Here is a 22,567-nt window from a genome sequence, read left to right as displayed (position 1 = left end):
CCTCCGGTTTACAGCTTGGCGTCGGCGGCCAGCTGTACGTAGGTCGGGTCAAAGCGCAGCTTGAGATTGGCCTTGTCGCCGCGGGTCACGCCATTGGCGAACGCCATGCCGACTGCGTTGGCGTCCTTGGCGCCTTCGCCCAGCAAGCCGTGCTGGAACGAGAATTCGGCCACCTTGCCCATGGTGGCGGGCAGTTGTTCGCTGGTGGCGAAGCCGAGGGCTTCTTTGGGCGTGGCGAACAGCTTGGTGGTGTCCAGTTGCGACTGGAAACCTTTGAGGTCGGTGCCCGAGGCTTTGGCCATGTGTTCCAACGCGGCCTGGCTGGCTGGGTTTTTCGCATTCATCAGCGCCACCACTTCGAACCAGGCGCCGGTCAACGCTTTGCCCAGGGCCGGGTTGTCCTGCAGGGTCTGGGTGTTGACCACCATCATGTCCATGATCTCGCCAGGGACCTGGCTGGAGTTGAACACTTCGCTCACGCCGGGCTGGGCCTTGATGTCCGAGAGCATCGGGTTCCAGGTGGTGACGGCCTTGACCTGATCGGTGTTGAACGCGGCGGAGATGTCGGCGTCGGAGGTGTTGACGACTTTCAGGTCTTTTTCGGCGAGGCCTACCGAATCCAGGGCGCGGGCCAGCAGGTAATGGGACACCGACAGTTCCACCAGATTGACGTCCATGCCCTTGAGGTCGGCCACTTTCTTGCCTTCACCCTTGAGGACGATGCCGTCGTTGCCGTTGGAGAAATCGCTGACGATCAGCGCGGTGCTGTCCACGCCACCGGCGGCGGGAATGGTCAGGGCGTCCATGTTGGTCATGGTGCAGCCGTCGAACTGACCGGCGGTGTACTGGTTGATGGATTCGACGTAATCGTTGAGCTGCACGACATCGATCTTGATGCCGTATTTTTTCGCCCATTTGTCGACGATGCCTTGGCTGCCGGCGTATTCCCAGGGCATCCAGCCGGCGTAAATGGTCCAGCAGACGCTGAAGTGGTCTTTCTGTGCGGCGGCGGATGAAAAGCTCACGAGGGTCGAGAGGACGGCGAGGATCAGGGCGGACAGACGAAGCTTGAGCATGGTGTTTCTCCAGTTGATCAAGGGCGGACAGGAGCAACGCGGCACCGCGAACGGTGGCTTGTCTCCCGGGCTTTTGTCCCGCCGTGTAACCTCAACTGGAGGTCGCCAACTCTCGGACCAGCCACTCGCCAGAAGCGAGCCGGAACCCTAGTCAGCCATTGCAAATTGTGGTGCCGCGAACCTGTGATGACTCCTGCACGGAGTTTGTTAAAGCGAGAGCCGTGCCAAGTCCGCTGAAGGCCCGGGCCAGAGAGGGCGGGGGGTGGAAAGGGATGAGAGAGTACGGATTTATGCCAGGTTGTGGTGCCGCGGCGCACTGTAAGGGGGCAAAGCGCTACATGTTTCTAGTTATTGCTAGGTCGCACCAGATTCCGATTTCGCTGTCAGATTAATCGTCAGTCACCCAATAGATGACTGCCGCCCCTCAGCGTCGCTGATGTGGCTCATTCGCGGTCCAGGAGGCCGCCATGTATCGACGACTGCTCCTCATTGCGTTTCTCGGTTTGACTCTTTCGGCATGCGTGCCTTATTACGACGGAGACTCGAGCTACTACCGTTCCGAGGTCTACACCTCACCGGCACCGGTCTACTACGGTGGCGGGAGCTACTATTCGGCACCGCGTGGTTATTACGCCCCGCGGTATTACCAACCGGCGCCACGCTATTACTCGCCGCCGCGCTACTACCAGCAAGGCCCACGCTATTACTCGCCACCACGAGCGGCGTATCGGCCTTATCCACATCGGGGTGGCTGGGACGGCCGTGACCGGGGCGGTTGGAATGATGACCGACGGGGTCGAGGCGGGCGTGACCATCGGGGACGCGGTGGTCATGACGGAAGGGGCGGCCACCGCTGATTCCAGGCAACAGAAAGCGGCGCATAAAGCGCCGCTTTTTTGTGCCTGCCATAAAACGACCTGTGGGAGCGGGCTTGCCCGCGAAGGCGGCGGCACATTCAACATTGATGCAAGCTGCTCCATTGCTTTCGCGAGCAAGCCCGCTCCCACAGGAGATCATTCAGGCCATTCACTCGTTGGACAAATCCGCCAACGGATGCCGCCCTTCCCACGCCTTGTGAAAGTGCGCCTCGACCGCCGCTTCAGGCACATGGTTGATATCCGGCCAATGCCAGCGCGGCTTGTGATCCTTGTCGATCAATCGCGCCCGCACGCCTTCGCTGAATTCCGGATGACGGCAGCAATTGAGGCTCAGGGTGTATTCCATCCGGAATACACCGGCCAGGGACAGATGCCGCGCCCGGGCGATCTGCTCCCAGACCAGGTGAGCGGTCAGCGGCGAGCCTTCGGTCATGGTCTTGGCGGCCCGGGCGATCAACGGGTCCGGGTGGTCCACCAACAGGCTGAGGGCTTTCCAGGCGCAGCGCACATCGCTGACATCCAACCACTCGTCGATTTTCGGCCGTCGCGGCAGCCATTGGGCCTCGGGCAGTTGGGCGATGGCTTCCTGTTGCAAGGCCTTGAGCAGGCTGTTGAGCTGCATCTCGGTCTGCTCCTGCCAGTTGAGTTGCAGCAGGCCTTCAATCAGATCGTCCTGTTGTTCATCCAGCAAGAAGCGGTCGGCCAGGCCCAGGTCGATGGCGTCCCGGGCATTCATGTGGGCGCCGGTCAGGCCGAGAAACAGCCCGAGCTTGCCGGGCAAGCGTGACAAGAACCAACTGGCGCCGACATCCGGGTACAGGCCGATGCTGATTTCCGGCATGGCCAGGCGGCTGCTTGGCGTGACGATGCGGGTACTGGCGCCTTGCAGCAGCCCCATGCCGCCACCCAGTACATAACCGTGGCCCCAGCACAGCAAGGGTTTTGGGTAGGTGTGCAGGTTGAAGTCCAAGCGGTATTCCGCCGCGAAGAATTGTGCCGCCAACGGCGGTACTTCGCCGGGATGAGCGCGGCAGGCCTCCACCAGGCTGCGCACTTCACCGCCAGCGCAGAAGGCCTTGGCGCCATTGCCACGCAACAGCACACAAACGACCTGCGGTTCCCGAGCCCAGGCATCGAGGCGATCACGCAACGCGTTGATCATCGGCAAGGACAGGGCGTTCAGGGATTTTTCGGCATCCAGGGTGGCGATGCCGATGCGGGCACCGTCGATGCCGGTGAGCTCTTCGAAGTGCAAATTCATCGTGACCTCGATCAGAAATTTGAATGTTCAGTATGACCGCTATGTAGGAAAGTGCCGGTTCTGCGTCAGATCAATTGACAAGCCCTGTAGGCTTTCCTAGGGTGCGCCCATTGTTTTTACCGGATGCAACCATGACTGCTGACGACCGTATCAAACTCGAACCGAGCTGGAAGCAGGCACTGCGTGCCGAGTTCGACCAGCCCTACATGGCGGAGTTGCGTGAGTTCCTACGCAGTGAATACGCCGCTGGCAAGGAGATCTATCCGCCGGCCCCACTGATTTTCAACGCCCTCAATTCCACGCCGCTGGATAAGGTCAAGGTGGTGATTCTCGGCCAGGATCCTTACCACGGTCCAGGCCAGGCCCATGGCTTGTGCTTCTCGGTTCAGCCGGGCGTGCCGACACCGCCGTCCCTGGTGAACATCTACAAGGAATTGAAGCGCGACCTGAACATCGACATCCCGAATCACGGCTACCTGCAAAGCTGGGCCGACCAGGGCGTATTGCTGCTCAACACGACCCTGACCGTGGAGCGCGCCAACGCCAACGCCCACGCCAAAAAAGGTTGGCAGCACTTTACCGACAGGATCATTGAAGTCGTCAGCGAACACCAGCCGCACTTGGTGTTCCTGTTGTGGGGGGCTCATGCCCAGAGCAAGCAGAAGCTGATCGATGCGACCAAGCATTTGGTGCTGACTTCGGTCCACCCGTCACCGCTGTCTGCCCACCGAGGTTTCATCGGCTGCGGGCACTTCAGCCGGACCAACAAGTTTCTCCAGCAGCAGGGCGAGACGCCGATCGATTGGCGGTTGCCGCCGCTTTAAGTGGGCGGCAGTCAGGGCCCCATCGCGAGCAAGCTCGCTCCCACAGGGTTAAGGGCAACACAAACCCTGTGGGAGCGAGCTTGCTCGCGATGAAGGCGCTGCGGACGATCAGGCCGAATTCGTCTGGCGCGCCCAATACCTGAACAACGGCTCCGCCAGAAACAGCACGAACAGCAACCGCATCACCTGCAACGCTGTCACCAATGGCACCGACAGTTGCAATGTCTCCGCCGTCAGGCTCATTTCCGCGATGCCGCCGGGCATCATGCCCAGCGTCAACGAACGCAGATCCAGATGGGTCAAGGTGCTCAAGCCTAGGGCTGCAAGCGTGGCGATCAGCATCGTCAACACCGTGCCAACCAACGTTCGGCCCATGAACGACGGTGCTCGACGAAAGAACTGCCGGTTGAAATGACAACCCAGCCCGCTGCCGATCAGCCATTGGCCGACCTGGCTGGCGCCGTTGGGCAGGCCGATGTGCAGGTCCCAACCGACGCTCACCGCCGCGCTCACCAGTAACGGCCCGAACAACCAGGGATTGGGTTGGCGCAAGCGCTCCCAGACCCAGGCGAGCAGGGCGCCCGCCGGAAACAGGAGCGCCAGCCACAGCCAGTCCACCGTGGTGGCATGCTGCGCCGGGGGGGCTTCGCCCAGCAGATACTTGAAGGCCGCCGGCACGCACAGCACCACCACCAGCACCCGCAAGCTCTGGCCCGCGGCGACACGGCTCAGGTCCGCGCCGTTGCGGGCACCGAGGTTGACCATTTCACCGGAGCCGCCGGGCATGCTCGAGAAAAACGCGGTAGCACGGTCCTCGCCGGTGCGACGCATCAGCCAGACACTTACCACGCTGGACACGCTGGTGATCAGCGCGCCGAAGAAAATCAGTCCGAAGTGGCTCAGGACCTGTTCCATCACCACAGGGGTGAAGTGCAGGCCGATTCCGATGCCCACCACCCATTGGCCGCATTTGCGGCCGCCGGGGATTTCCGCCAATTGCCACGGCGTCAGGCAGCGCACCAGGATGATCGCCAGCAACGAGCCGACCATCCAGGGCAAAGGCCAGCCGATCAGGCTGGCCAGGTAACCGCCGGCCAGACCGACCAGCGGTGTTCCCCACCATTGTTTGAAAGTCGCTTCAGACATTGGCCAGGGCGCGACGTTGTGCGGCGCGGCGACGCCAGATCCGCAGCAATGGCATGAACAGCATGATCGCCGTCAGGATCCAGCAGCCGAAGGTGATCGGGCTCGACCAGAGGATTTCCAGCGCACCGTTGGAGATCGACAGCGCACGACGCAGGTTCTGCTCCATCAGGCCGCCGAGGATGAAGCCCAGCAGGACCGGCGACAGCGGGAAATCCAGCTTGCGCAGGATGTAGCCGAAGATACCAATGCCGATCATCAGGAACAGGTCGAACGTCGTCGCATGCACCGCATAGACGCCGATGCCGGTGATGATCGCGATGACCGGTACCAATGCCCAGTTCGGCACGGCCAGGATGCGGGTGAAGATGCGGATCATCGGGATATTGAGGATCACCAACATGATATTGGCGACGAACAACGAGGCGATCAGGCCCCAGACAATGTCCGGCTGTTGCTGGAACAGCAGCGGCCCCGGCGTGATGTTGTACAGCGACAGTGCGCCGATCATCACCGCCGTGGTGCCCGAGCCGGGAACACCGAGGGTCAGCATCGGCACCAGCGCCCCGCAGGCTGCGCCGCCAATGGCGGTTTCCGGAGCAGCGAGGCCGCGTTTGTCACCCTGGCCGAACTTGCCACTGGCACCGGCGATGCGCTTCTCGGTCATGTAGGCCACGGCACTGGCCAGGGTCGCCCCGGCACCCGGCAACACGCCCATGATGAAGCCGAGCACGCCGCAACGCAGGTTCACGACGAAGACCGACGCCGCTTCCTTGAAGTTGAACATCATCCGCCCAGTGGCTTCCACCGCTTCCTGGCCGCGATGGGTTTTCTCCAGCAGCAACAGGATTTCGCTGATGGAGAACAACCCCAGCACCAGCACGACGAACTGGATGCCGTCGGTCAGGTGGATGTTGTCACCGGTGAAGCGGTAGACGCCGCTGTTGGCATCGATCCCGACACTGGACAGGAACAGACCGATCAGCGCCGCAATGAACGTCTTGAGCGGTCGGTCGCCGGCCATGCCGCCGAGGCAGACAATGGCGAACACCATCAGGACGAAATATTCCGCCGGTCCGAACGCAATTGCCCATTTGGCCAGTAGCGGCGCGAACAGCACCATGCCGCAGGTGGCGATGAACGCGCCGATGAACGAACTCCACGCCGACAGCGATAACGCCACCCCGGCCAGGCCCTGGCGAGCCATCGGGTAGCCGTCGAGGGTGGTCATCACGGTGGAGGCTTCCCCCGGGATGTTGAGCAGGATCGAGCTGATGCGCCCGCCGTATTCGCAACCCAGGTACACCGCCGCCAACAGGATCAGCGCCGACTCCGGCGGCAGGCCCAGGGCGAAGGCGATCGGGATCAGCAGCGCTACACCGTTGATCGGGCCCAGGCCCGGCAGCAGGCCGACCACCGTGCCGATCAGCGTACCGGTCAAGGCGGTGACGAGGTTGTAGGGGGTCAGTGCAACGCCAAAACCCTGGCCGAGATAATTCAGGGTATCCATATCAATTCTCCAGGACGTCGAGCAGGCCCAGGGGCAGCGGCACGTCCATCAGCTTGTCGAACAACAGATAAAGACCGATGGCCATCAGGCTGATGATCACCACGCTCGGCACCCAGCGCCCGCCATACAGGCGCGCCATCGGCACGCCGATCAGGATGCTGGCGACAATGAAGCCCAGGGGTTCGAAGGTCCCGGCGAATACCAGCAACAGCGCCACACAGATGCCGATCTTCTGCAGGGTTTCACGGTCCAGTTGCGGGTCTTCATCGCTGTGCACGATGGGGGTCGGACGAAACAGCATGTACAACAGCGCCAGGCCCATCAGCCCCAGCATCAGCAAGGGAAAGGCGCGCGGACCGACCGGTTCGTAGGAAAAGGCGGCCTGATAAGGCCAGGCCATCAGCGCGAGGCCGATGCAAACCAGCAGCAGCACCGCGGCAAAAATACGTTGGATGGTGAGCATGACTAACTCCTGGGCGGCGCCGGTGATGCCAGCGCCGCCACGCGAACAGAGACGGTTACTGGATCAGGCCGAACTCTTTGGCCAGCACCTTGTAATCAGCCACTTGCTTCTTGACGTAGGTGTCCAGCTCCGGGCCGGTCATGGCAAACGGGAACAGCTCACGCTGGTCGCGCAGCTTGGCGAACTCTTCGGAAGCCAGCAGCTTGTCGAATGCATCTTTCCACCAGGCGTAGTCTTCATCGCTGACTTTTGGTCCGAGGTAGAAGCCGCGGACCACCGGCCAGACAATGTCATAGCCTTGCTCGCGGGCGGTGGGGATGTTTTTCATCTCCGGCTCGTCGATGCGCTTCTCGGCAAACACCGCCAGCAGGCGCATGTCGCCGCTCTGGATGTGGGGCATGGAGTCGGAAATGTCGGTACTGCCGACCTGGATGTGGCCGCCGAGCAGCGCGGTGGCGATCTCGCCGCCGCCTTCGAGGGCTACGTAACGCAGGTCGCGGGGGTTGATGCCGGCGGCCTTGGCGATCAGGGCGGTCTGCATCCAGTCCTGGCTGCCGACGGTGCCGCCGGAACCGATGACCACCGAGCCCGGATCTTTCTTCAGAGCCTGTACCAGATCGTCGAGGTTCTTGTAGGGCGAATCGCTTTTCACCGCGATGGCGCCATAGCTGGTGCCGACGGCGGCCAACCAACGCACGGCGCTTTCATCGAAACGACCGAACTTGCCCTGGGCCAGGTTCAGCAACGAGCCGCTGGACCAGGCCACTAATGTGCCGGCGTCGGCCGGACGCTGGGCGACCACTGCGTTGTAGGCTACCGCGCCGACGCCGCCGGGCATGTAGGTGACGCGCATTGGCTTGGTCAGCAGTTTCTGGTTGACCAACGCGCTTTGCACCAGCTTGCACGTCAGGTCGAAGCCGCCGCCAGGGGAAGCCGGGGCGATGCATTCGGGGCGCTTGGGTTCTTTGGACGGATCAGCGGCGAGCAACTGCCCGGCGAACATCAGGCATCCGGCGGCCAAGGCTACTTTACGCAGTGATAGGTTCATCGTTATCTCCACAGGAGTTGTTGTTGTGTGTGGTGCAAATTTGGTGTCGATGGGTTCCCGGCCTGGTCGTCGCTGATAGCGGACGCAGGTTGTTGCCAGGGAGTTCGGGATTGAAGGCGTAGGAAGACGCTGGACCGAAGAGCGGCGGCATCGGCCACGCAGGTCTGATTGAAGCGGGAAGGGCGAGCAGGCATTGTGGCCTGGAGCTGTAGGGACAGCATGGTGAATACTCCGCTTTTATTGTTCTTATTTGGCGAAAACGCTTCGAGGCGTTTTTCGTTCGCGATGTGCGTCGCGACGGTCAGTCGAAACCATCCGTGGGAGGACTCTAGCGGCCCAACCTTTCGCTAACCTTTCAAAAGCTTTCAACGTGTTTTTGGCTTCACAGTGGCGGATGCGGCTGTAAACTCCGCGCCAAAGAATGGCGTCGACCATCCCTGAATCGAGGAATAACCCATGCGTGTTCTGCTCGTCGAAGACCATCTGCAGCTCGCCGAAAGCGTTGCCCAGGCGCTCAAGAGCACCGGTTTGACCGTGGACGTGCTGCACGACGGCGTCGCGGCCGACCTGGCCTTGAGCAGTGAGGAATACGCCGTGGCGGTGCTCGATGTCGGGCTGCCGCGCATGGACGGTTTCGAGGTGCTGGCGCGCCTGCGGGCTCGCGGCAAGACTTTGCCAGTGCTGATGTTGACCGCCCGCAGCGACGTCAAGGACCGCGTCCACGGCCTCAACCTCGGTGCCGACGACTACCTGGCCAAGCCATTCGAGCTCACTGAACTGGAGGCCCGGGTCAAGGCCCTGTTGCGCCGCAGCGTACTGGGCGGCGAACGCCAGCAGCGCTGCGGCGGGCTGGTCTATGACCTGGACACCCGCCGTTTTACCCTCGACGATGAATTGCTGACCCTGACATCCCGTGAGCAAGCGGTGCTGGAAGCGTTGATTGCCCGGCCGGGGCGGGTGATGAGCAAGGAGCAACTGGCGTCCCAGGTGTTCGGCCTGGACGAAGAAGCCAGCCCGGACGCCATCGAAATCTACGTCCATCGCCTGCGCAAGAAACTCGACGGCCATGCGGTCGCGATCGTAACGTTCCGCGGCTTGGGCTACCTGCTGGAAAACCGCAATGCATAAGCCCGACAGCCTGCGCTGGCGGCTGCTCTGGAACCTGGCGTTGCTGTTGGTGGTGCTGATGCTCGCCAGCGGCCTGAGCGCCTACTGGAACGGCCGCGAAGCGGCGGACACCGCCTATGACCGGACTCTTCTGGCCTCGGCCCGGACCATCGCCGCGGGCCTGTCCCAGCGCGACGGCAGCCTCAGCGCGGATGTGCCCTACGTGGCCCTGGACACCTTTGCCTACGACAGTGCCGGGCGCATTTATTACCAAGTCAATGACATCGACAAGAAGTTGATCTCCGGCTACGAAAACCTTCCCGGTCCGCCGCCCGGAACACCCCGCACGGACGATTACCCGGCCCTGGCGCGCTTCTATAACGCCCAATACCAGGGGCAGAGCGTGCGGGTGGTGAGCCTGCTCAAGGCGGTGAGCGAGCCGAACATGAATGGCATGGCGGAAATTCGTGTGGCCGAGACCGAAGAGGCGCGGGTCAGTATGGCCCGTGGCCTGATGGCCGACACGCTGTTGCGCCTGGGCATGCTGGCCGTGGGCGCGCTGCTGTTGGTGTGGTTTGCGGTCAGTGCGGCGTTGCGCCCATTGGAGCGCTTGCGCACGGCAGTGGAGGAGCGCCAGCCGGACGATCTGCGGCCGTTGCCGTTGGTGGAGGTGCAGCACGAATTATGGCCGCTGGTGCGGGCCCTCAACCATTTCACCGAACGCCTGCGCGGACAGTTCGAACGTCAGGCTCAGTTCATCGCCGATGCCGCCCATGAACTGCGTACGCCGCTGGCCGCGCTCAAGGCGCGCCTGGAGCTGGGGTTGCGCGCCAGTGAGCCGGCGACCTGGCGTGAAACCCTGGAGACCGCGGCTCAGGGGACCGATCGATTGACCCACCTGGCCAACCAGTTGCTGTCCCTGGCGCGAGTGGAAAATGGCGCCCGGGCCATTGCCGAGGGCGGCGCACAGTTGCTCGATCTCAGCCAGTTGGCCCGTGAGCTGGGCATGGCCATGGCCCCGCTGGCCCATGCCCGAGGCGTGGCGTTGGCCCTGGAAGCCGACGAGCCGGTATGGCTGCGGGGCGAGCCGACCTTGTTGAACGAGCTGTTGAGCAATCTGGTGGACAACGCCTTGGCCCACACGCCGTCCGGCGGCAACGTGATCCTGCGGGTCACCGCACCGGCGGTCCTGGAAGTCGAGGACGATGGGCCAGGTATTCCCCTGCATGAGCGGGACCGGGTGTTCGAGCGCTTCTATCGGCGCAACCAGCAAGTGGCCGGCTCGGGACTTGGGTTGGCGATCGTCGGCGAAATCTGCCGTGCGCATCTGGCGCAGATCACCTTGCATGACGGGCAGGAACGCGGGCTGAAGGTGCGGGTGAGCTTTATTCCAGGTTCAGATTAAGTCATTGGCGGGCGCTGTTGTGGCGAGAGGATTTATCCCCGCTGGGGCGCGAAGCGACCCTCGCAGTCTGTTTGAATAGGCCGCAATCGTCAGTTGGGGTCGCTTCGCCGCCCAGCGGGGATAAATCCCCTCGCCACAGGTCAGCGTCAGATCCAGGTTTCGTGGTTGTCAGCCTGGGACTTAATAGAACATCGACCGCGCTTCTTCGATATCCGCACACCGGGCCTTGTTCTCCGGGTCGATGCCCAGTTTCTTGAAGGCTGGGACGCCGAATACATCAATCTTGCTCAGGGGATGGTTGGTGTCCTTGTAGCAATACAGCGCAGCGACCTGCACCAGGTCGACATAATCGATTTGCTTGGAGTCGCGGTTGAAATCCAGGTACAGCCCCGGCAGCTTCACCAACCGCTCCGGAAATTCCCAGACACTGAGCAATTTGTCCCCCAGCACCGGGTGAATCGTTTCGATGACATGGTTGAGGCTGACCGGGTCCGACAGCAGTTCATTATTGTCCTGTGCATAGGTAAGGATCGGCAGCACGCCGATCTGATGCACCAGCCCACCCAATGCGGCCTGGTCGGGCTTGAGTTGGGTGTAGCCGCGACACAACGCATAGCTGACGCCGGCGATCTCCAGGCTTTTGCGCCAGACTTCGCGCATCTTCAGTTCCACCACCTCGGAACGGGCGTGGAAAATCTGCTCCATCACCAGGCCAATGGCCAAGTTGCTGCTGTAGTTGACGCCCAGTCGAGTGATGGCCGTGTGCAGGTCAGTGACTTCCTGGGTGGCGCGCAACAGCGGGCTGTTGACCACTTTTATCAGGCGTGCCGAAAGGGCCGTGTCGCGGCCGATCACTTTGCTCAGGTTGCTGACGCTGATTTCCGGGTCTTCGGCGGCCCGGCGAATCTGCATGGCCACTTCCGGTAATGTTGGCAGAACCAGGTCATCGTTATCGATGGCCTGCACCAAATCCCGTTGGACCTTATCCGCCAAATCGCTCATTTCGGTTCTCTAGGGTATTGCGACACAAATGCTGCGATCAGCGCTGGATTTCGCGGTCGCGGTCCAGTTCGTAAGGCAGGTCCAACAATTGAAGGCGAGGGCCTTCCAAGGCACCGAGGTGCAGATTGTCATCTTCTGCAGCTTCGGCCTGTAATACCGCCAGCAGTTCAATGTTTCCTTCGCCGCGGGCGGCAATCACCACTTCGCCGACGGAACTGCCGTGAGTGGGGGAGAACAGCGCCGTGCCGGGTTCCGGCAGTTCGCTGGCGTCCAGTTGCAGGCGATACAGGCGCCGCTTGAGCTTGCCCAGGTATTGCATGCGGGCGACGATTTCCTGGCCGGTGTAGCAGCCTTTCTTGAAGCTGACACCGCCGACGGCTTGCAGGTTGAGCATCTGTGGGATGAACAGTTCGCGGGTGGTCGGCATGACCTGGCCGATCCCGGCACGTACCTGGCCCAGCAGCCAGGGGTTCAGGTCCGCCTCGGCCAGTTCTGCGCCCAGTCGGGTTCGCAGTGCCTGTGCCTGTCCGGCGGGCGCCCACAACTCGGCGCGGCCGGGAGAAACGCGGATGGCGATCAAGGCTTCATGGCGCACCACGCTGTCGGTGTCGCTCGGCAGTTTGAGTCCCAGGCCAGCCAGGGCATTGTCGGCATTTTCCAGGCCGAAGCGAACCCAGGCGGCGCTTTCGTCGGTGAGCTTGGATTTGGAGAACACGGCGTATTTTTTCAGGTCCGCCAATTGCGGTTCGAGCAGTTCGGTGGCCATGGCCATCAACACACCGTCGCCTTCGAGCAGGATGCGGAAGCTCGATTGCATCCGGCCTTTCTGCGTGCAGCGGGCACCGAGGCTGGCCCGGTTGTCGCTGAGGTAATTGAGGTTGCAGGTCAATTGGCCTTGCAGGAATTTGCTGGCATCCACGCCGCGGACCGCAAGGACGCCTTCGTGGGACAGGGTGCAGAAAAAAGCGAAATCAGCCATGGGTCATCGCAGGGTAAAAAGTCTGGTGGACATCATAAGGGGACGCCCTTGAAATGGGTAGTTCACAAAGGATCGGTGGTGCCTGACCAAAGCCGTCTGTTGCGCTGTGGCGAGGCCTGTATACTTGCGGTCTATTTGAGGAGCGCTCCATGGTCGAAGATGTTGAACTGAATCGCCTCTACTGGCACAGCCGCCGCGGCATGCTTGAGCTGGACGTGTTGCTGGTGCCGTTCGTGAAAGAGGTTTACCCCCATCTCAATGAAGTGGACCGTGCGTGTTACGTCCGCCTGCTCGAATGCGAGGATCAGGACATGTTCGGCTGGTTCATGGAGCGTAGCGAATCCGAAGACCCCGAGTTGCAGCGCATGGTCCGGATGATCCTGGACCGTGTCCAACCCAAGTAATGACTTCGAATGCCGCTGGCAGGCCTCTGGGCAACTGCTGGCGGCCTATCTGCTGGCCCAGGTGTTCGCCCTGGGTTCGTTATTGCTGTTGTCCATCGCGTCCTGGTGCGCCGCGCTTGGCGTTATCGTGTGCCTGGCCCATGGCGCCTGGGTGATCCCTCGACATGTCGTGCTGACCCATCGCCAGTCCTTTTGCGGGCTGCGTCGCAATGCCGCTGGCTGGCAGCTCTGGAGCCGGGCCGATGGCTGGCGGGCTGTGCAGTTGCGCCCCGATAGCCTGGCGCTGCCGCTGATCATCGTGCTGCGTTTCCGATTGCAGGGTGAACGGCGTATCCGGTCGCTGTGCGTGCTCCGCGACGCGCTGGCGCCGGATGTCCATCGGCGCCTGCGGGTGCGGCTCAGGTTCAGTCGGCGTAGGTGGGCGGCACCAGGATAGTGTCCAGCGCCTCGGGCAGCAGGTTCGGGTAGTCGAGGGTGTAATGCAGCCCCCGGCTTTCCTTGCGCTCCATGGCCGAGCGAATCATCAGTTCCGCCACCTGGGCCAGGTTGCGCAGCTCGATCAGGTCGCGGCTGACTTTGTAGTTGCTGTAGAACTCGTCGATCTCATCCAGCAGCAAGCGCACCCGGTGCTGTGCCCGTTGCAGGCGCTTGTTGGTGCGCACGATGCCCACGTAGTCCCACATGAAGCGCCGCAGTTCATCCCAGTTGTGGGCAATGATCACGTCTTCGTCCGAGTCGGTGACCTGGCTGGCGTCCCATGAGGGCAGGGCGGTTGGAATGGCGATCTGCGGCAATTGCTCGAGAATGTCAGCCGCCGCCGAGCGGGCGTAGACGAAACATTCCAGCAGCGAATTGCTGGCCATGCGATTGGCGCCGTGCAGGCCGGTGAAGCTGGTTTCGCCAATGGCATACAGGCCCGGCACGTCGGTGCGGCCGTGTTGGTCGACCATCACGCCACCGCAGGTATAGTGCGCCGCCGGCACCACCGGGATCGGTTGTTTGGTGATGTCTATGGAAAATTCCAGGCAGCGCTCGTACACCGTCGGGAAGTGGCTTTTGATGAACGCTTCGGGCTTGTGGCTGATGTCCAGGTAGACGCAATCGATACCCAGGCGCTTCATTTCGTGGTCGATGGCTCGGGCGACGATGTCACGGGGTGCCAGTTCGGCACGCGGATCGAAGCGTTGCATGAAGCGTTCGCCGTTGGGGAGCTTCAAATGGGCTCCTTCGCCACGCAGGGCCTCGGTCACCAGGAAGCTCTTGGCCTGTGGGTGATAGAGACAGGTAGGGTGGAACTGGTTGAACTCCAGGTTCGCCACCCGGCAACCCGAACGCCAGGCCATGGCGATGCCGTCGCCGCAGGCGCCGTCGGGGTTGCTGGTATACAGGTAGACTTTCGCCGCGCCACCGGACGCCAGGACGATGAAGCGCGCGCCGTAGGTGTCGACTTCGCCGGTGCCGCGATTGAGCACGTAGGCGCCGAGGCAGCGGTCACCGTCCAGGCCCAGGCGTTTTTCGGTGATCAGGTCGACCGCGACGCGCTGTTCCAGCAATTCGATGTTCGGCCGTAATCGCGCCTGGGCGAGCAGGGTCTTGAAGATCGCCGCGCCCGTGGCGTCGGCCGCGTGGATGATGCGCCGATGGCTATGGCCGCCTTCGCGGGTCAGATGGAACTCGAAACCGCCGTCTTCGGTGCCCGATTGTTCGTCACGGGTAAACGGCACGCCCTGGTCGATCAGCCACTGGATGGCTTCCCGGCTGTGCTCGACGGTGAAGCGCACCGCTTGCGGATCGCAAAGGCCACCGCCGGCGTTGAGGGTGTCGTCGACATGGGATTCAATGGTGTCGGTATCGTCCAGCACGGCGGCGACACCGCCCTGGGCCCAGAAGGTCGAACCGTTGGCCAGGTCGCCCTTGCTCAGCACTGCGATGCGCAAATGCGCAGGCAAGGTCAGCGCCAGGCTCAATCCGGCGGCTCCGCTGCCGATTACCAGAACATCGTGTTGAAACTGTTGGCTCATTCGAATGGTTTCCGCTCAAGGCGACCCGGGTCGGGGTTGGCGCCAGACACCGCTTCAACGGGTCGGGCAGCCACGCAGCCCACTAGTATATAGAGGGGGGGATCGGCACAATAGCCGGGCATTCATGGCAATGTGAAACCAGCGTGACAGAAAAGCGACACGCTTCGTCGGATCATCCGCTTGGCTTTGAGTCGACAAAGGCGTCCGTTTCGAGGACAGAACGCTGTTTATCACGTCATGGTTGCCTGATATTCAGTTGATGGCGATGTAAATAGCGGGAACTTTTGCCAAGCGCCTACGTTCAATAGACGGTTGTCTGCAAAAGGGAGCAGCGTCGGGTTGGTGCCAGATTTCGATTGAAATCGCTGCCGACAGACCCGATGACAGATTATTCGCGCAGCCGGGGCATCTCCTGCTGCGTTTTTCGTGCGTGCCGAGATCAGAGCGCGCCGGAAACTTGCTTGGAAGGGGGAGAACTTTTGCGAAAAGCCCGAGTCTATGTTTGCAAGCCCGGTCAATTAGTAATGCAAGCCTCCTTCGAGCTTATCGAGGAGTGTTCATGCTAACCCAGGAAGAGGATCAGCAGCTGGTCGAGCGGGTCCAACGCGGCGACAAGCGAGCTTTCGATCTGCTAGTGCTGAAATACCAGCACAAAATTCTCGGGTTGATCGTGCGTTTCGTGCACGACACCCATGAAGCGCAGGATGTCGCTCAGGAAGCCTTCATCAAGGCCTACCGCGCACTTGGTAATTTCCGCGGGGACAGCGCGTTTTATACGTGGCTTTACCGCATCGCCATCAACACGGCGAAAAACTATCTGGTTTCACGCGGCCGCCGGCCGCCGGATAGTGATGTAAGTTCTGAGGATGCCGAGTTCTATGATGGCGATCATGGCCTCAAGGATCTCGAATCACCGGAACGTGCGTTGCTGCGGGATGAGATTGAAGGCACCGTCCATCGAACCATCCAGCAACTGCCTGAAGATTTGCGTACGGCTTTAACTTTACGTGAGTTCGACGGTCTGAGTTACGAAGACATTGCGAGCGTCATGCAATGTCCTGTGGGCACCGTGCGCTCCCGGATTTTCCGCGCTCGGGAGGCCATCGATAAAGCCCTGCAACCTTTGTTGCAGGAAAACTAGAGACAGCGGCGACAGCCAAGAGAGGAACGCCATGAGTCGTGAAGCCCTGCAGGAATCGCTGTCCGCAGTTATGGACAACGAAGCGGACGAACTTGAATTGCGTCGGGTATTGAATGCCTTCGACGATGTTGAAACACGTGAGACCTGGGCTCGTTACCAGATCGCCCGGGCTGTCATGCACAAGGATTTGCTGCTTCCACGCCTGGACATCGCCGCGGCCGTTTCTGCTGCATTGGCTGACGAAGCCGTACCGGCAAAAGCTTCACGCGGACCATGGCGCAGCCTGGGTCGCCTGGCGGTAGCCGCGTCGGTCACCGTTGCCGTACTGGCCGGTGTGCGCCTGTACAACCAGGATGAGATTGCCGGCGTGCAAATGGCGCAGCAGTCCAACCAGCCTGGCTTGGCCGCTCCACAGGTCAAGGGCCCAGCGGTATTGGCCGGTTACAGCGAAGGTTCGGAAACCGCAGGCCCCATGGTCAACGGTGTTCTGCAAGGCCAGCCCGGCTGGCATGATCAGCGTCTGCCCAACTACCTGCGTCAGCATGCCCAGCAAGCTGCGCTCAAAGGTACCGAAAGCGCGCTGCCTTACGCCCGTGCCGCCAGCCTGGAAAACCGTTAATAAGGAAAACCATTGCGCGCCATACCTCTATTCACGCTTCTGCTTGGTGGCTGGTGTGCGATTCCAGCCCATGCCGATGAGGCTCAGGACTGGTTGAACCGCCTGAGTCAAGCCGAGCAACAGCAGAGCTTCCAGGGCACTTTCGTTTACGAGCGCAACGGTAGTTTTTCTACCCATAACATCTGGCATCGCGTCCAGGATGGCAAAGTCCGCGAGCGGTTACTTCAGCTCGATGGCTCGGCACAGGAAGTCCTGCGCATTGATGGGCATACTCAATGCGTCAGCGGCTCCTTGATCGCGGGGTTGGGCAATACGCCGGACGGCACTTCACGTGCGCTTGATCCGCAAAAACTCAAGAATTGGTATGACCTTGCTGTCATAGGCAAGTCGCGCGTGGCCGGCCGTCAAGCGGTCATCGTGGCGTTGACGCCCAAGGACCAGCATCGTTATGGCTTCGAGCTGCACCTGGACAAAGAGACCGGCCTGCCGCTCAAGTCCTTGTTGCTCAATGACAAGGGCCAGTTGCTCGAACGTTTCCAGTTCACCCGCTTGAACGTCGCCGCTCCCACGGACGGCGACCTGCAAGCCAGCGCCGAATGCAAGGCTGTCGCGCAGGATCCCGGCAAGGCCGTTGCGGTGAAAGCCGCCTGGCACTCGGATTGGTTACCGCCCGGCTTTGAACTGACCAGCAGTGTCATGCGCAAGGACCCGGACACCCAGGTCCAGGTCAGCAGCTTGATGTACGACGATGGCCTGGCGCGCTTCTCGGTGTTCCTGGAGCCGTTGAACGGTGCCAACGCCACCGATACCCGTACTCAACTCGGTCCGACGGCTGCCGTCTCTCGCAGGCTCACGACGCCCCAGGGCGAAATGATGGTCACGGTGGTCGGTGAGATTCCTATCGGTACGGCGGAACGGATCGCGCTTTCCATGCGCTCCGACGTCACCGCGACTCAATAGCCGGCTGACGGCGCGGGTGGTTCGATTGCGCGAGAGGCTGATGATGCCAGGGCTTGATCGAAATGCCGAAACTTCCTGTCAGCATTTTCATTTGCAAAAAATCAGCTTTTTTTCTATAGGTCAGAGCCGCTCGGCTCTGGCCTTGTCTGTTCCCGGAACAAAAATACCGGCGTATCTTTCCCTGGTATTCCTTGCTCCATATCGCTTAACCATGCTCGTCGTAACGGGAGCCGTATGTCGATACCACGCTTGAAAACCTATCTCTCCATTTTTGCCACCGTGCTTGTGCTCGGCCAGGCCGTTCCTGCCGTGGCGGTCGAATTGCCTGATTTCACGCAACTGGTCGAGCAGGCTTCACCCGCCGTGGTGAACATCAGCACGACCCAGAAGCTGCCGGATCGCCGTGTATCGGACCAGCAGATGCCGGACCTGGAAGGCCTGCCGCCGATGCTGCGGGAGTTCTTTGAACGTGGCATGCCACAACAGCCCCGTTCGCCCGGCGGTGGCCGTCAGCGTGAAGCCCAATCCCTGGGGTCGGGCTTCATCATTTCACCTGATGGCTACATCCTGACCAACAACCATGTGATCGCCGATGCCGACGAAATCCTGGTACGCCTGGCCGACCGCAGCGAGCTCAAGGCCAAGCTGATCGGCACCGACCCACGTTCCGACGTGGCGCTGTTGAAAATCGAAGGCAAGGACCTGCCGGTGCTCAAGCTGGGCAAATCCCAGGACCTGAAAGCCGGCCAATGGGTCGTGGCTATCGGTTCGCCGTTCGGCTTCGACCACACCGTGACCCAGGGTATTGTCAGCGCCATCGGTCGCAGCCTGCCGAACGAAAACTACGTGCCGTTCATCCAGACCGACGTGCCGATCAACCCGGGTAACTCCGGTGGCCCGTTGTTCAACCTCAACGGTGAAGTGGTTGGCATCAATTCCCAGATCTACACCCGTTCGGGCGGCTTCATGGGCGTGTCATTCGCGATTCCGATCGACGTTGCCATGGACGTCTCCAACCAACTGAAGAGCGAAGGCAAGGTCAGCCGTGGCTGGTTGGGCGTGGTGATCCAGGAAGTGAACAAGGACCTGGCCGAGTCGTTCGGGCTGGATAAACCCGCCGGTGCGCTGGTGGCGCAGATCCAGGAAGGTGGCCCGGCTGCCAAGGGCGGTCTGCAAGTGGGTGACGTGATCCTGAGCATGAATGGTCAGCCGATCGTCATGTCCGCCGACCTGCCACACTTGGTGGGGGCCCTCAAGGCTGGCGCCAAGGCCAATCTGGAAGTGATTCGCGAGGGCAAGCGCAAGAATGTCGAGTTGACCGTCGGGGCCATTCCTGAAGAGGGCAAGGAGCTGGATTCGCTGCCCAAGTCCGGCGTCGAGCGCAGCAGCAACCGCCTGGGCGTGGCCGTGGCCGAGCTGACCGAAGAGCAGAAGCGCACCCTGGAGCTCCAGGGCGGTGTGGTGATCAAGGAAGTGCAGGACGGTCCTGCCGCGTTGATCGGTCTGCAGCCGGGCGACATCATCACGCACCTGAACAACCAGGCCATCGGTTCGGCCAAGGAATTCACCGACATTGCCAAGGCATTGCCGAAGAATCGTTCGGTGTCGATGCGGGTCCTGCGTCAGGGGCGTGCGAGCTTCATCACCTTCAAGCTGGCCGAATGATCGGTTAGCCGCTGAAAAAAACCGCCTCGAAAGAGGCGGTTTTTTTATGCCTGGCGAATGCTCAGCCCATCATGTCCTTGACCATGCGTTCCTGCTCCATGAGTTCCCGCTGGCGGGCATCGATGCGCGACGACAGGGGGAAATTGGTGCCGGCGCGCCGTTTGGCGAAGTCCAGTTGCTGGATGGCCTGACGGTAGTCGCCTACCAGGGCGAAGTACTCGGCACGGGCCTGATGCAGGCCAATGATGTTGCCTGATAGCCCGCGGGTCTCGGCCACCATGTACCAGACGTCCGGATCGTCCGGGCGCGACTTGAGCAAGGTTTCCAGGGCTTTCTCGGCATCGGCGGGGCGGTTCTGCTTGAGCAGCAGGTCGACGCGTACCTGGTTCAGCGGATAGTTGCCCGGGTACTGGCTCAGCATCCGGTCGACGCGGGATTGAGCGTCGGCCAGTTTGTTGCTGGTGATGTCCAGGTCCACCTGGGCGAGGTTGTAGATGATCTCGTTGGGCGATTTGGCCAGCAACGGCTTGAGATTCTCCCGTGCGTCATTCAACTGACCGCCCTTGATCTGCGCGATCGCCAGGCCATAGCGGGCCACGTCGTTCTTCGGATTCTCATCCAGCTGCGCCCGGAAGCGTTTGGCGCCCAGGCCCGGGGTTTCTTCGTAGATCAACTGGACTCGCGCGCGAATCAATTGATAGCGAACGCTGTCTTCGATGCCGCCGGGCTTGGCCTGTTCGGCGCGGTTGCGGGTGTCGGCGATCCGCGATTCGGTCACCGGGTGAGTCAGCAGGAATTCCGGCGGCCTGGCGTCGAACCGATACTGGCGCATCAGGCGCTCGAACATGGTCGGCATGGACCGCGGGTCGTAGCCGGCCTTCTCGAGGTTCTGGATGCCGATGCGATCGGCTTCCTGTTCGTTCTGGCGCGAGAAGCGCCGTTGTTCCTGGATGGCGGCAGCCTGGGTCCCGGCGATGGCCGCGATCCCGGCGTCACCGCCACCGGCGGCGGCAATCACGATGCCAGCCAGCAGCGCCGCCATCATCGGTACCTGCATGCGTTGCTGGGCTTCGACGCCGCGGGCGAAGTGGCGCTGCGACAAGTGCGCCAGTTCGTGGGCCATGACGGAGGCGTATTCGCCTTCGGTCTGTGCGTTGAGGAACAGGCCGCCGTTGACCCCGACGATCCCGCCCGGTGCGGCGAAGGCGTTGAGCTGCGGGCTGTTGATCAGGATGAACTCCAGGCGCCGGTCGTTGACCTGGCTGGTTTCCACCAGCTTGTAGACGCTGGTTTCGACGTAGTCCTTGAGCTGTGGATCGTTGAGCTGTGAAACCTGGCTGCGCAGCAGGGCCAGCCAGGCGCGGCCCAGTTGGTGCTCCTGTTCTGGCGAGACGATGGCAGAACTGGCATCGCCAAGTGACGGCAAGTCGTCGGCGAAGCCCGGTGAGGCAAGCAGGCAAGCGAGCGTCAGCAGGGTGGGGCGCAGAAATGTCATGCACGAAGCCTTAGTTGACAAAGACCCTACTGTAGCCGGACACCAGGCCCGGGACCAGATATTCTAGGCCGCTCAACGATCTGCCGCGGAGCGAACCCATGACTGATGCTGTAGCCCACGATGCCGAACTGGACGCCAGCGGCCTGAATTGTCCGTTGCCGTTGCTCAAGGCCAAGCTGGAACTCAATCGCCTGGCCAGCGGCAGTGTGCTCAAGGTGATCGCCACGGATGCGGGCTCGCAACGTGACTTTCGCACCTTCGCCCGATTGGCCGGTCATACGCTGCTGCGTGAAGAAGACGAAAATGGCGTCTACCGTTACTGGCTGAAAAAGGCCTGAAAAAACCGATAGCGTCTCTTAAGGATTTTTAATGTTCAAAGTGTTACGCGATTGGATTCAGCGCTACTTCTCCGATGAAGAGGCAGTGGTTCTGGCAGTGCTGTTGTTCCTGGCGTTTACCGCCGTGCTGACCCTGGGCGGCATGCTGGCGCCGGTGCTGGCGGGCATGGTGCTGGCGTATCTCATGCAGGGGCTGGTCACGACGCTGGAGCGCTTGCGGCTGCCCGGCACTGCGGCAGTCGGGCTGGTGTTTGCCCTGTTCATGGGCGTGCTGGTGGTGTTTATCGTGGTAATCGTGCCGTTGCTCTGGCACCAGTTAGTGACCTTGTTCAACGAGTTGCCGGGGATGCTCGCCAAGTGGCAGTCCCTGCTATTGCTGCTGCCTGAGCGTTATCCACACCTGGTGTCCGATGAGCAGGTGTTGCAGACCATCGAAGTGGTGCGCGGCGAGATTGGCAAGTTCGGTCAATGGGCGCTGACGTTCTCGCTGTCCAGCCTGCCGCTTCTGGTCAACATCATGATCTACCTGGTATTGGTACCGATCCTGGTGTTCTTCTTCCTCAAGGACCGGGAAATGATCGGGCGTTGGGTGCGTGGCTACCTGCCTCGTGAGCGGGCGCTGATCACCCGAGTGGCCCAGGAGATGAATCGGCAGATCGCCAATTACATTCGCGGAAAAGTCATTGAGATTTTCATCTGCGGCGGCGTGACCTATATCGGTTTCGTGACCATGGGGCTCAATTACGCCGCCCTGCTGGCGCTGCTGGTGGGCATTTCGGTGGTGGTGCCTTACGTCGGTACCGTGGTGGTGACCGTGCCGGTGGCCTTGATTGCGCTGTTCCAGTGGGGCTGGAGCGATCAGTTCATTTACCTGATGGCGGTCTACGGGATCATCCAGACCCTGGACGGCAACGTGCTGGTGCCGCTGCTGTTCTCCGAGGCGGTGAACCTGCATCCGGTGGCGATCATCTGTGCGGTGTTGCTGTTTGGCGGGCTGTGGGGATTCTGGGGGGTGTTCTTTGCGATTCCGCTGGCGACGCTGTTCAAGGCGGTGCTGGATGCGTGGCCGAGCAAGGAGCCGGTTGTCGCGCCGTTGTTGTAGCTTTGACCGATGGGGTGAGGCCGATGGCCTCATCGCGAGCAAGCTCGCTCCCACACGGGATTGATTAACACCACCAATCCGCTGTGGGAGCGAGCTTGCTCGCGATAGCGCCAGTAAAGGCAGCGA

At 61.5% G+C, this 22,567-nt stretch carries 22 protein-coding genes and 1 riboswitch; of the genes, 12 read left to right on the top strand and 10 right to left on the bottom strand.

The window, feature by feature from the left end:
• Positions 1–8: 8 nt before the first annotated feature.
• Positions 9–1,076, bottom strand: a complete 1,068-nt coding sequence (locus tag BM317_RS21140; protein ID WP_092476069.1) for a putative urea ABC transporter substrate-binding protein — start codon at positions 1,074–1,076, stop codon at positions 9–11.
• Positions 1,077–1,136: 60 nt separating this feature from the next.
• A riboswitch (guanidine-I (ykkC/yxkD leader) is annotated at positions 1,137–1,238 on the bottom strand.
• Positions 1,239–1,543: 305 nt separating this feature from the next.
• Here BM317_RS21140 and BM317_RS21130 point away from each other — a divergent pair.
• Complete coding sequence (locus tag BM317_RS21130; protein ID WP_092172555.1) at positions 1,544–1,933, top strand: hypothetical protein; 390 nt, start codon at positions 1,544–1,546, stop codon at positions 1,931–1,933.
• A 169-nt stretch (positions 1,934–2,102) separates the two neighbouring features.
• Here BM317_RS21130 and BM317_RS21125 read toward each other — a convergent pair whose 3' ends face one another.
• On the bottom strand, positions 2,103–3,215 hold the full coding sequence (locus tag BM317_RS21125) for an enoyl-CoA hydratase/isomerase family protein (protein WP_072409938.1): 1,113 nt from the start codon (positions 3,213–3,215) through the stop codon (positions 2,103–2,105).
• A 131-nt stretch (positions 3,216–3,346) separates the two neighbouring features.
• Here BM317_RS21125 and ung point away from each other — a divergent pair, with 131 nt between their 5' ends.
• Positions 3,347–4,039 carry a uracil-DNA glycosylase gene (gene ung / locus BM317_RS21120; protein WP_092172549.1) on the top strand — a complete coding sequence of 231 codons (693 nt, stop codon included), beginning with the start codon at positions 3,347–3,349 and terminating at the stop codon, positions 4,037–4,039.
• Between the two features lie 108 nt (positions 4,040–4,147).
• On the opposite strand, the gene BM317_RS21115 is transcribed toward ung, so the two are convergent.
• The 4 genes from BM317_RS21115 to BM317_RS21100 are packed head-to-tail and all read right to left on the bottom strand — an operon-like array spanning position 4,148 to position 8,209.
• Positions 4,148–5,185: an AbrB family transcriptional regulator gene (locus BM317_RS21115; protein ID WP_092476066.1), complete on the bottom strand. Its 1,038-nt coding sequence runs from the start codon at positions 5,183–5,185 to the stop codon at positions 4,148–4,150.
• Positions 5,178–6,692 (bottom strand): tripartite tricarboxylate transporter permease, encoded by a 1,515-nt coding sequence (locus tag BM317_RS21110; RefSeq protein ID WP_060738772.1) that lies wholly within the window; start codon positions 6,690–6,692, stop codon positions 5,178–5,180. The genes BM317_RS21115 and BM317_RS21110 overlap by 8 nt, the downstream gene beginning before the upstream one ends.
• 1 nt (position 6,693) lies before the next feature.
• Positions 6,694–7,155 (bottom strand): tripartite tricarboxylate transporter TctB family protein, encoded by a 462-nt coding sequence (locus BM317_RS21105; protein WP_060738771.1) that lies wholly within the window; start codon positions 7,153–7,155, stop codon positions 6,694–6,696.
• A 55-nt stretch (positions 7,156–7,210) separates the two neighbouring features.
• Positions 7,211–8,209: a Bug family tripartite tricarboxylate transporter substrate binding protein gene (locus BM317_RS21100; RefSeq protein WP_170842357.1), complete on the bottom strand. Its 999-nt coding sequence runs from the start codon at positions 8,207–8,209 to the stop codon at positions 7,211–7,213.
• Positions 8,210–8,659: 450 nt separating this feature from the next.
• Here BM317_RS21100 and BM317_RS21095 point away from each other — a divergent pair, with 450 nt between their 5' ends.
• Entirely contained in the window at positions 8,660–9,331 is a 672-nt protein-coding gene (locus tag BM317_RS21095) for a response regulator (RefSeq protein WP_092172540.1), read from the top strand.
• Complete coding sequence (locus BM317_RS21090; RefSeq protein ID WP_092172537.1) at positions 9,324–10,715, top strand: sensor histidine kinase; 1,392 nt, start codon at positions 9,324–9,326, stop codon at positions 10,713–10,715. Before BM317_RS21095 ends, BM317_RS21090 begins: the two co-directional genes overlap by 8 nt.
• A 180-nt stretch (positions 10,716–10,895) precedes the next feature.
• Here BM317_RS21090 and BM317_RS21085 read toward each other — a convergent pair whose 3' ends face one another.
• Both BM317_RS21085 and BM317_RS21080 read right to left on the bottom strand, forming a co-directional pair.
• Entirely contained in the window at positions 10,896–11,717 is an 822-nt protein-coding gene (locus tag BM317_RS21085) for an HDOD domain-containing protein (RefSeq protein WP_092172534.1), read from the bottom strand.
• A 37-nt stretch (positions 11,718–11,754) separates the two neighbouring features.
• The gene (locus BM317_RS21080; protein WP_092476063.1) at positions 11,755–12,696 is read right to left on the bottom strand and encodes a CAF17-like 4Fe-4S cluster assembly/insertion protein YgfZ; all 942 of its coding nucleotides are present in this window, start codon (positions 12,694–12,696) and stop codon (positions 11,755–11,757) included.
• A gap of 149 nt (positions 12,697–12,845) precedes the next feature.
• Here BM317_RS21080 and BM317_RS21075 point away from each other — a divergent pair, with 149 nt between their 5' ends.
• Positions 12,846–13,100 (top strand): FAD assembly factor SdhE, encoded by a 255-nt coding sequence (locus BM317_RS21075; protein ID WP_003184348.1) that lies wholly within the window; start codon positions 12,846–12,848, stop codon positions 13,098–13,100.
• The gene (locus tag BM317_RS21070) at positions 13,084–13,536 is read left to right on the top strand and encodes a protein YgfX (protein ID WP_092476060.1); all 453 of its coding nucleotides are present in this window, start codon (positions 13,084–13,086) and stop codon (positions 13,534–13,536) included. Before BM317_RS21075 ends, BM317_RS21070 begins: the two co-directional genes overlap by 17 nt.
• Here BM317_RS21070 and nadB read toward each other — a convergent pair.
• Complete coding sequence (nadB, locus tag BM317_RS21065) at positions 13,505–15,121, bottom strand: L-aspartate oxidase (protein WP_092172527.1); 1,617 nt, start codon at positions 15,119–15,121, stop codon at positions 13,505–13,507. The genes BM317_RS21070 and nadB overlap by 32 nt on opposite strands.
• A 559-nt stretch (positions 15,122–15,680) precedes the next feature.
• Here nadB and rpoE point away from each other — a divergent pair.
• The 4 genes from rpoE (at position 15,681) to BM317_RS21045 (ending at position 19,506) form a co-directional block, all read left to right on the top strand.
• Positions 15,681–16,262, top strand: a complete 582-nt coding sequence (gene rpoE, locus BM317_RS21060) for an RNA polymerase sigma factor RpoE/AlgU (RefSeq protein ID WP_003172477.1) — start codon at positions 15,681–15,683, stop codon at positions 16,260–16,262.
• A 31-nt stretch (positions 16,263–16,293) separates the two neighbouring features.
• Positions 16,294–16,881, top strand: a complete 588-nt coding sequence (locus BM317_RS21055; protein WP_014337028.1) for a sigma-E factor negative regulatory protein — start codon at positions 16,294–16,296, stop codon at positions 16,879–16,881.
• A gap of 12 nt (positions 16,882–16,893) precedes the next feature.
• The gene (locus BM317_RS21050; RefSeq protein WP_092172524.1) at positions 16,894–17,841 is read left to right on the top strand and encodes a MucB/RseB C-terminal domain-containing protein; all 948 of its coding nucleotides are present in this window, start codon (positions 16,894–16,896) and stop codon (positions 17,839–17,841) included.
• A gap of 234 nt (positions 17,842–18,075) precedes the next feature.
• A complete protein-coding gene (locus BM317_RS21045; RefSeq protein WP_060738763.1) occupies positions 18,076–19,506 on the top strand; it encodes a DegQ family serine endoprotease in 1,431 nt (476 codons plus the stop codon).
• A 61-nt stretch (positions 19,507–19,567) separates the two neighbouring features.
• Here the strand turns inward: BM317_RS21045 and BM317_RS21040 are convergent, their stop codons facing one another.
• Positions 19,568–21,001 (bottom strand): M48 family metalloprotease, encoded by a 1,434-nt coding sequence (locus BM317_RS21040; protein ID WP_092476057.1) that lies wholly within the window; start codon positions 20,999–21,001, stop codon positions 19,568–19,570.
• A 98-nt stretch (positions 21,002–21,099) separates the two neighbouring features.
• Between BM317_RS21040 and BM317_RS21035 the strand changes: the two genes are divergently transcribed.
• Positions 21,100–21,339 carry a sulfurtransferase TusA family protein gene (locus tag BM317_RS21035; protein ID WP_053120054.1) on the top strand — a complete coding sequence of 80 codons (240 nt, stop codon included), beginning with the start codon at positions 21,100–21,102 and terminating at the stop codon, positions 21,337–21,339.
• A gap of 31 nt (positions 21,340–21,370) precedes the next feature.
• Positions 21,371–22,441 (top strand): AI-2E family transporter, encoded by a 1,071-nt coding sequence (locus BM317_RS21030; protein WP_060738761.1) that lies wholly within the window; start codon positions 21,371–21,373, stop codon positions 22,439–22,441.
• The last annotated feature ends 126 nt before the right edge of the window (positions 22,442–22,567 follow it).

Source organism: Pseudomonas sp. NFACC24-1, from assembly GCF_900115235.1.
In the GTDB taxonomy this organism is placed as follows: Bacteria; Pseudomonadota; Gammaproteobacteria; order Pseudomonadales; family Pseudomonadaceae; genus Aquipseudomonas; species Aquipseudomonas fluorescens_AA.
The sequence above is the reverse complement of the archived record's forward strand: the minus strand, read 5'-3'. Positions and strand labels throughout refer to the sequence as shown.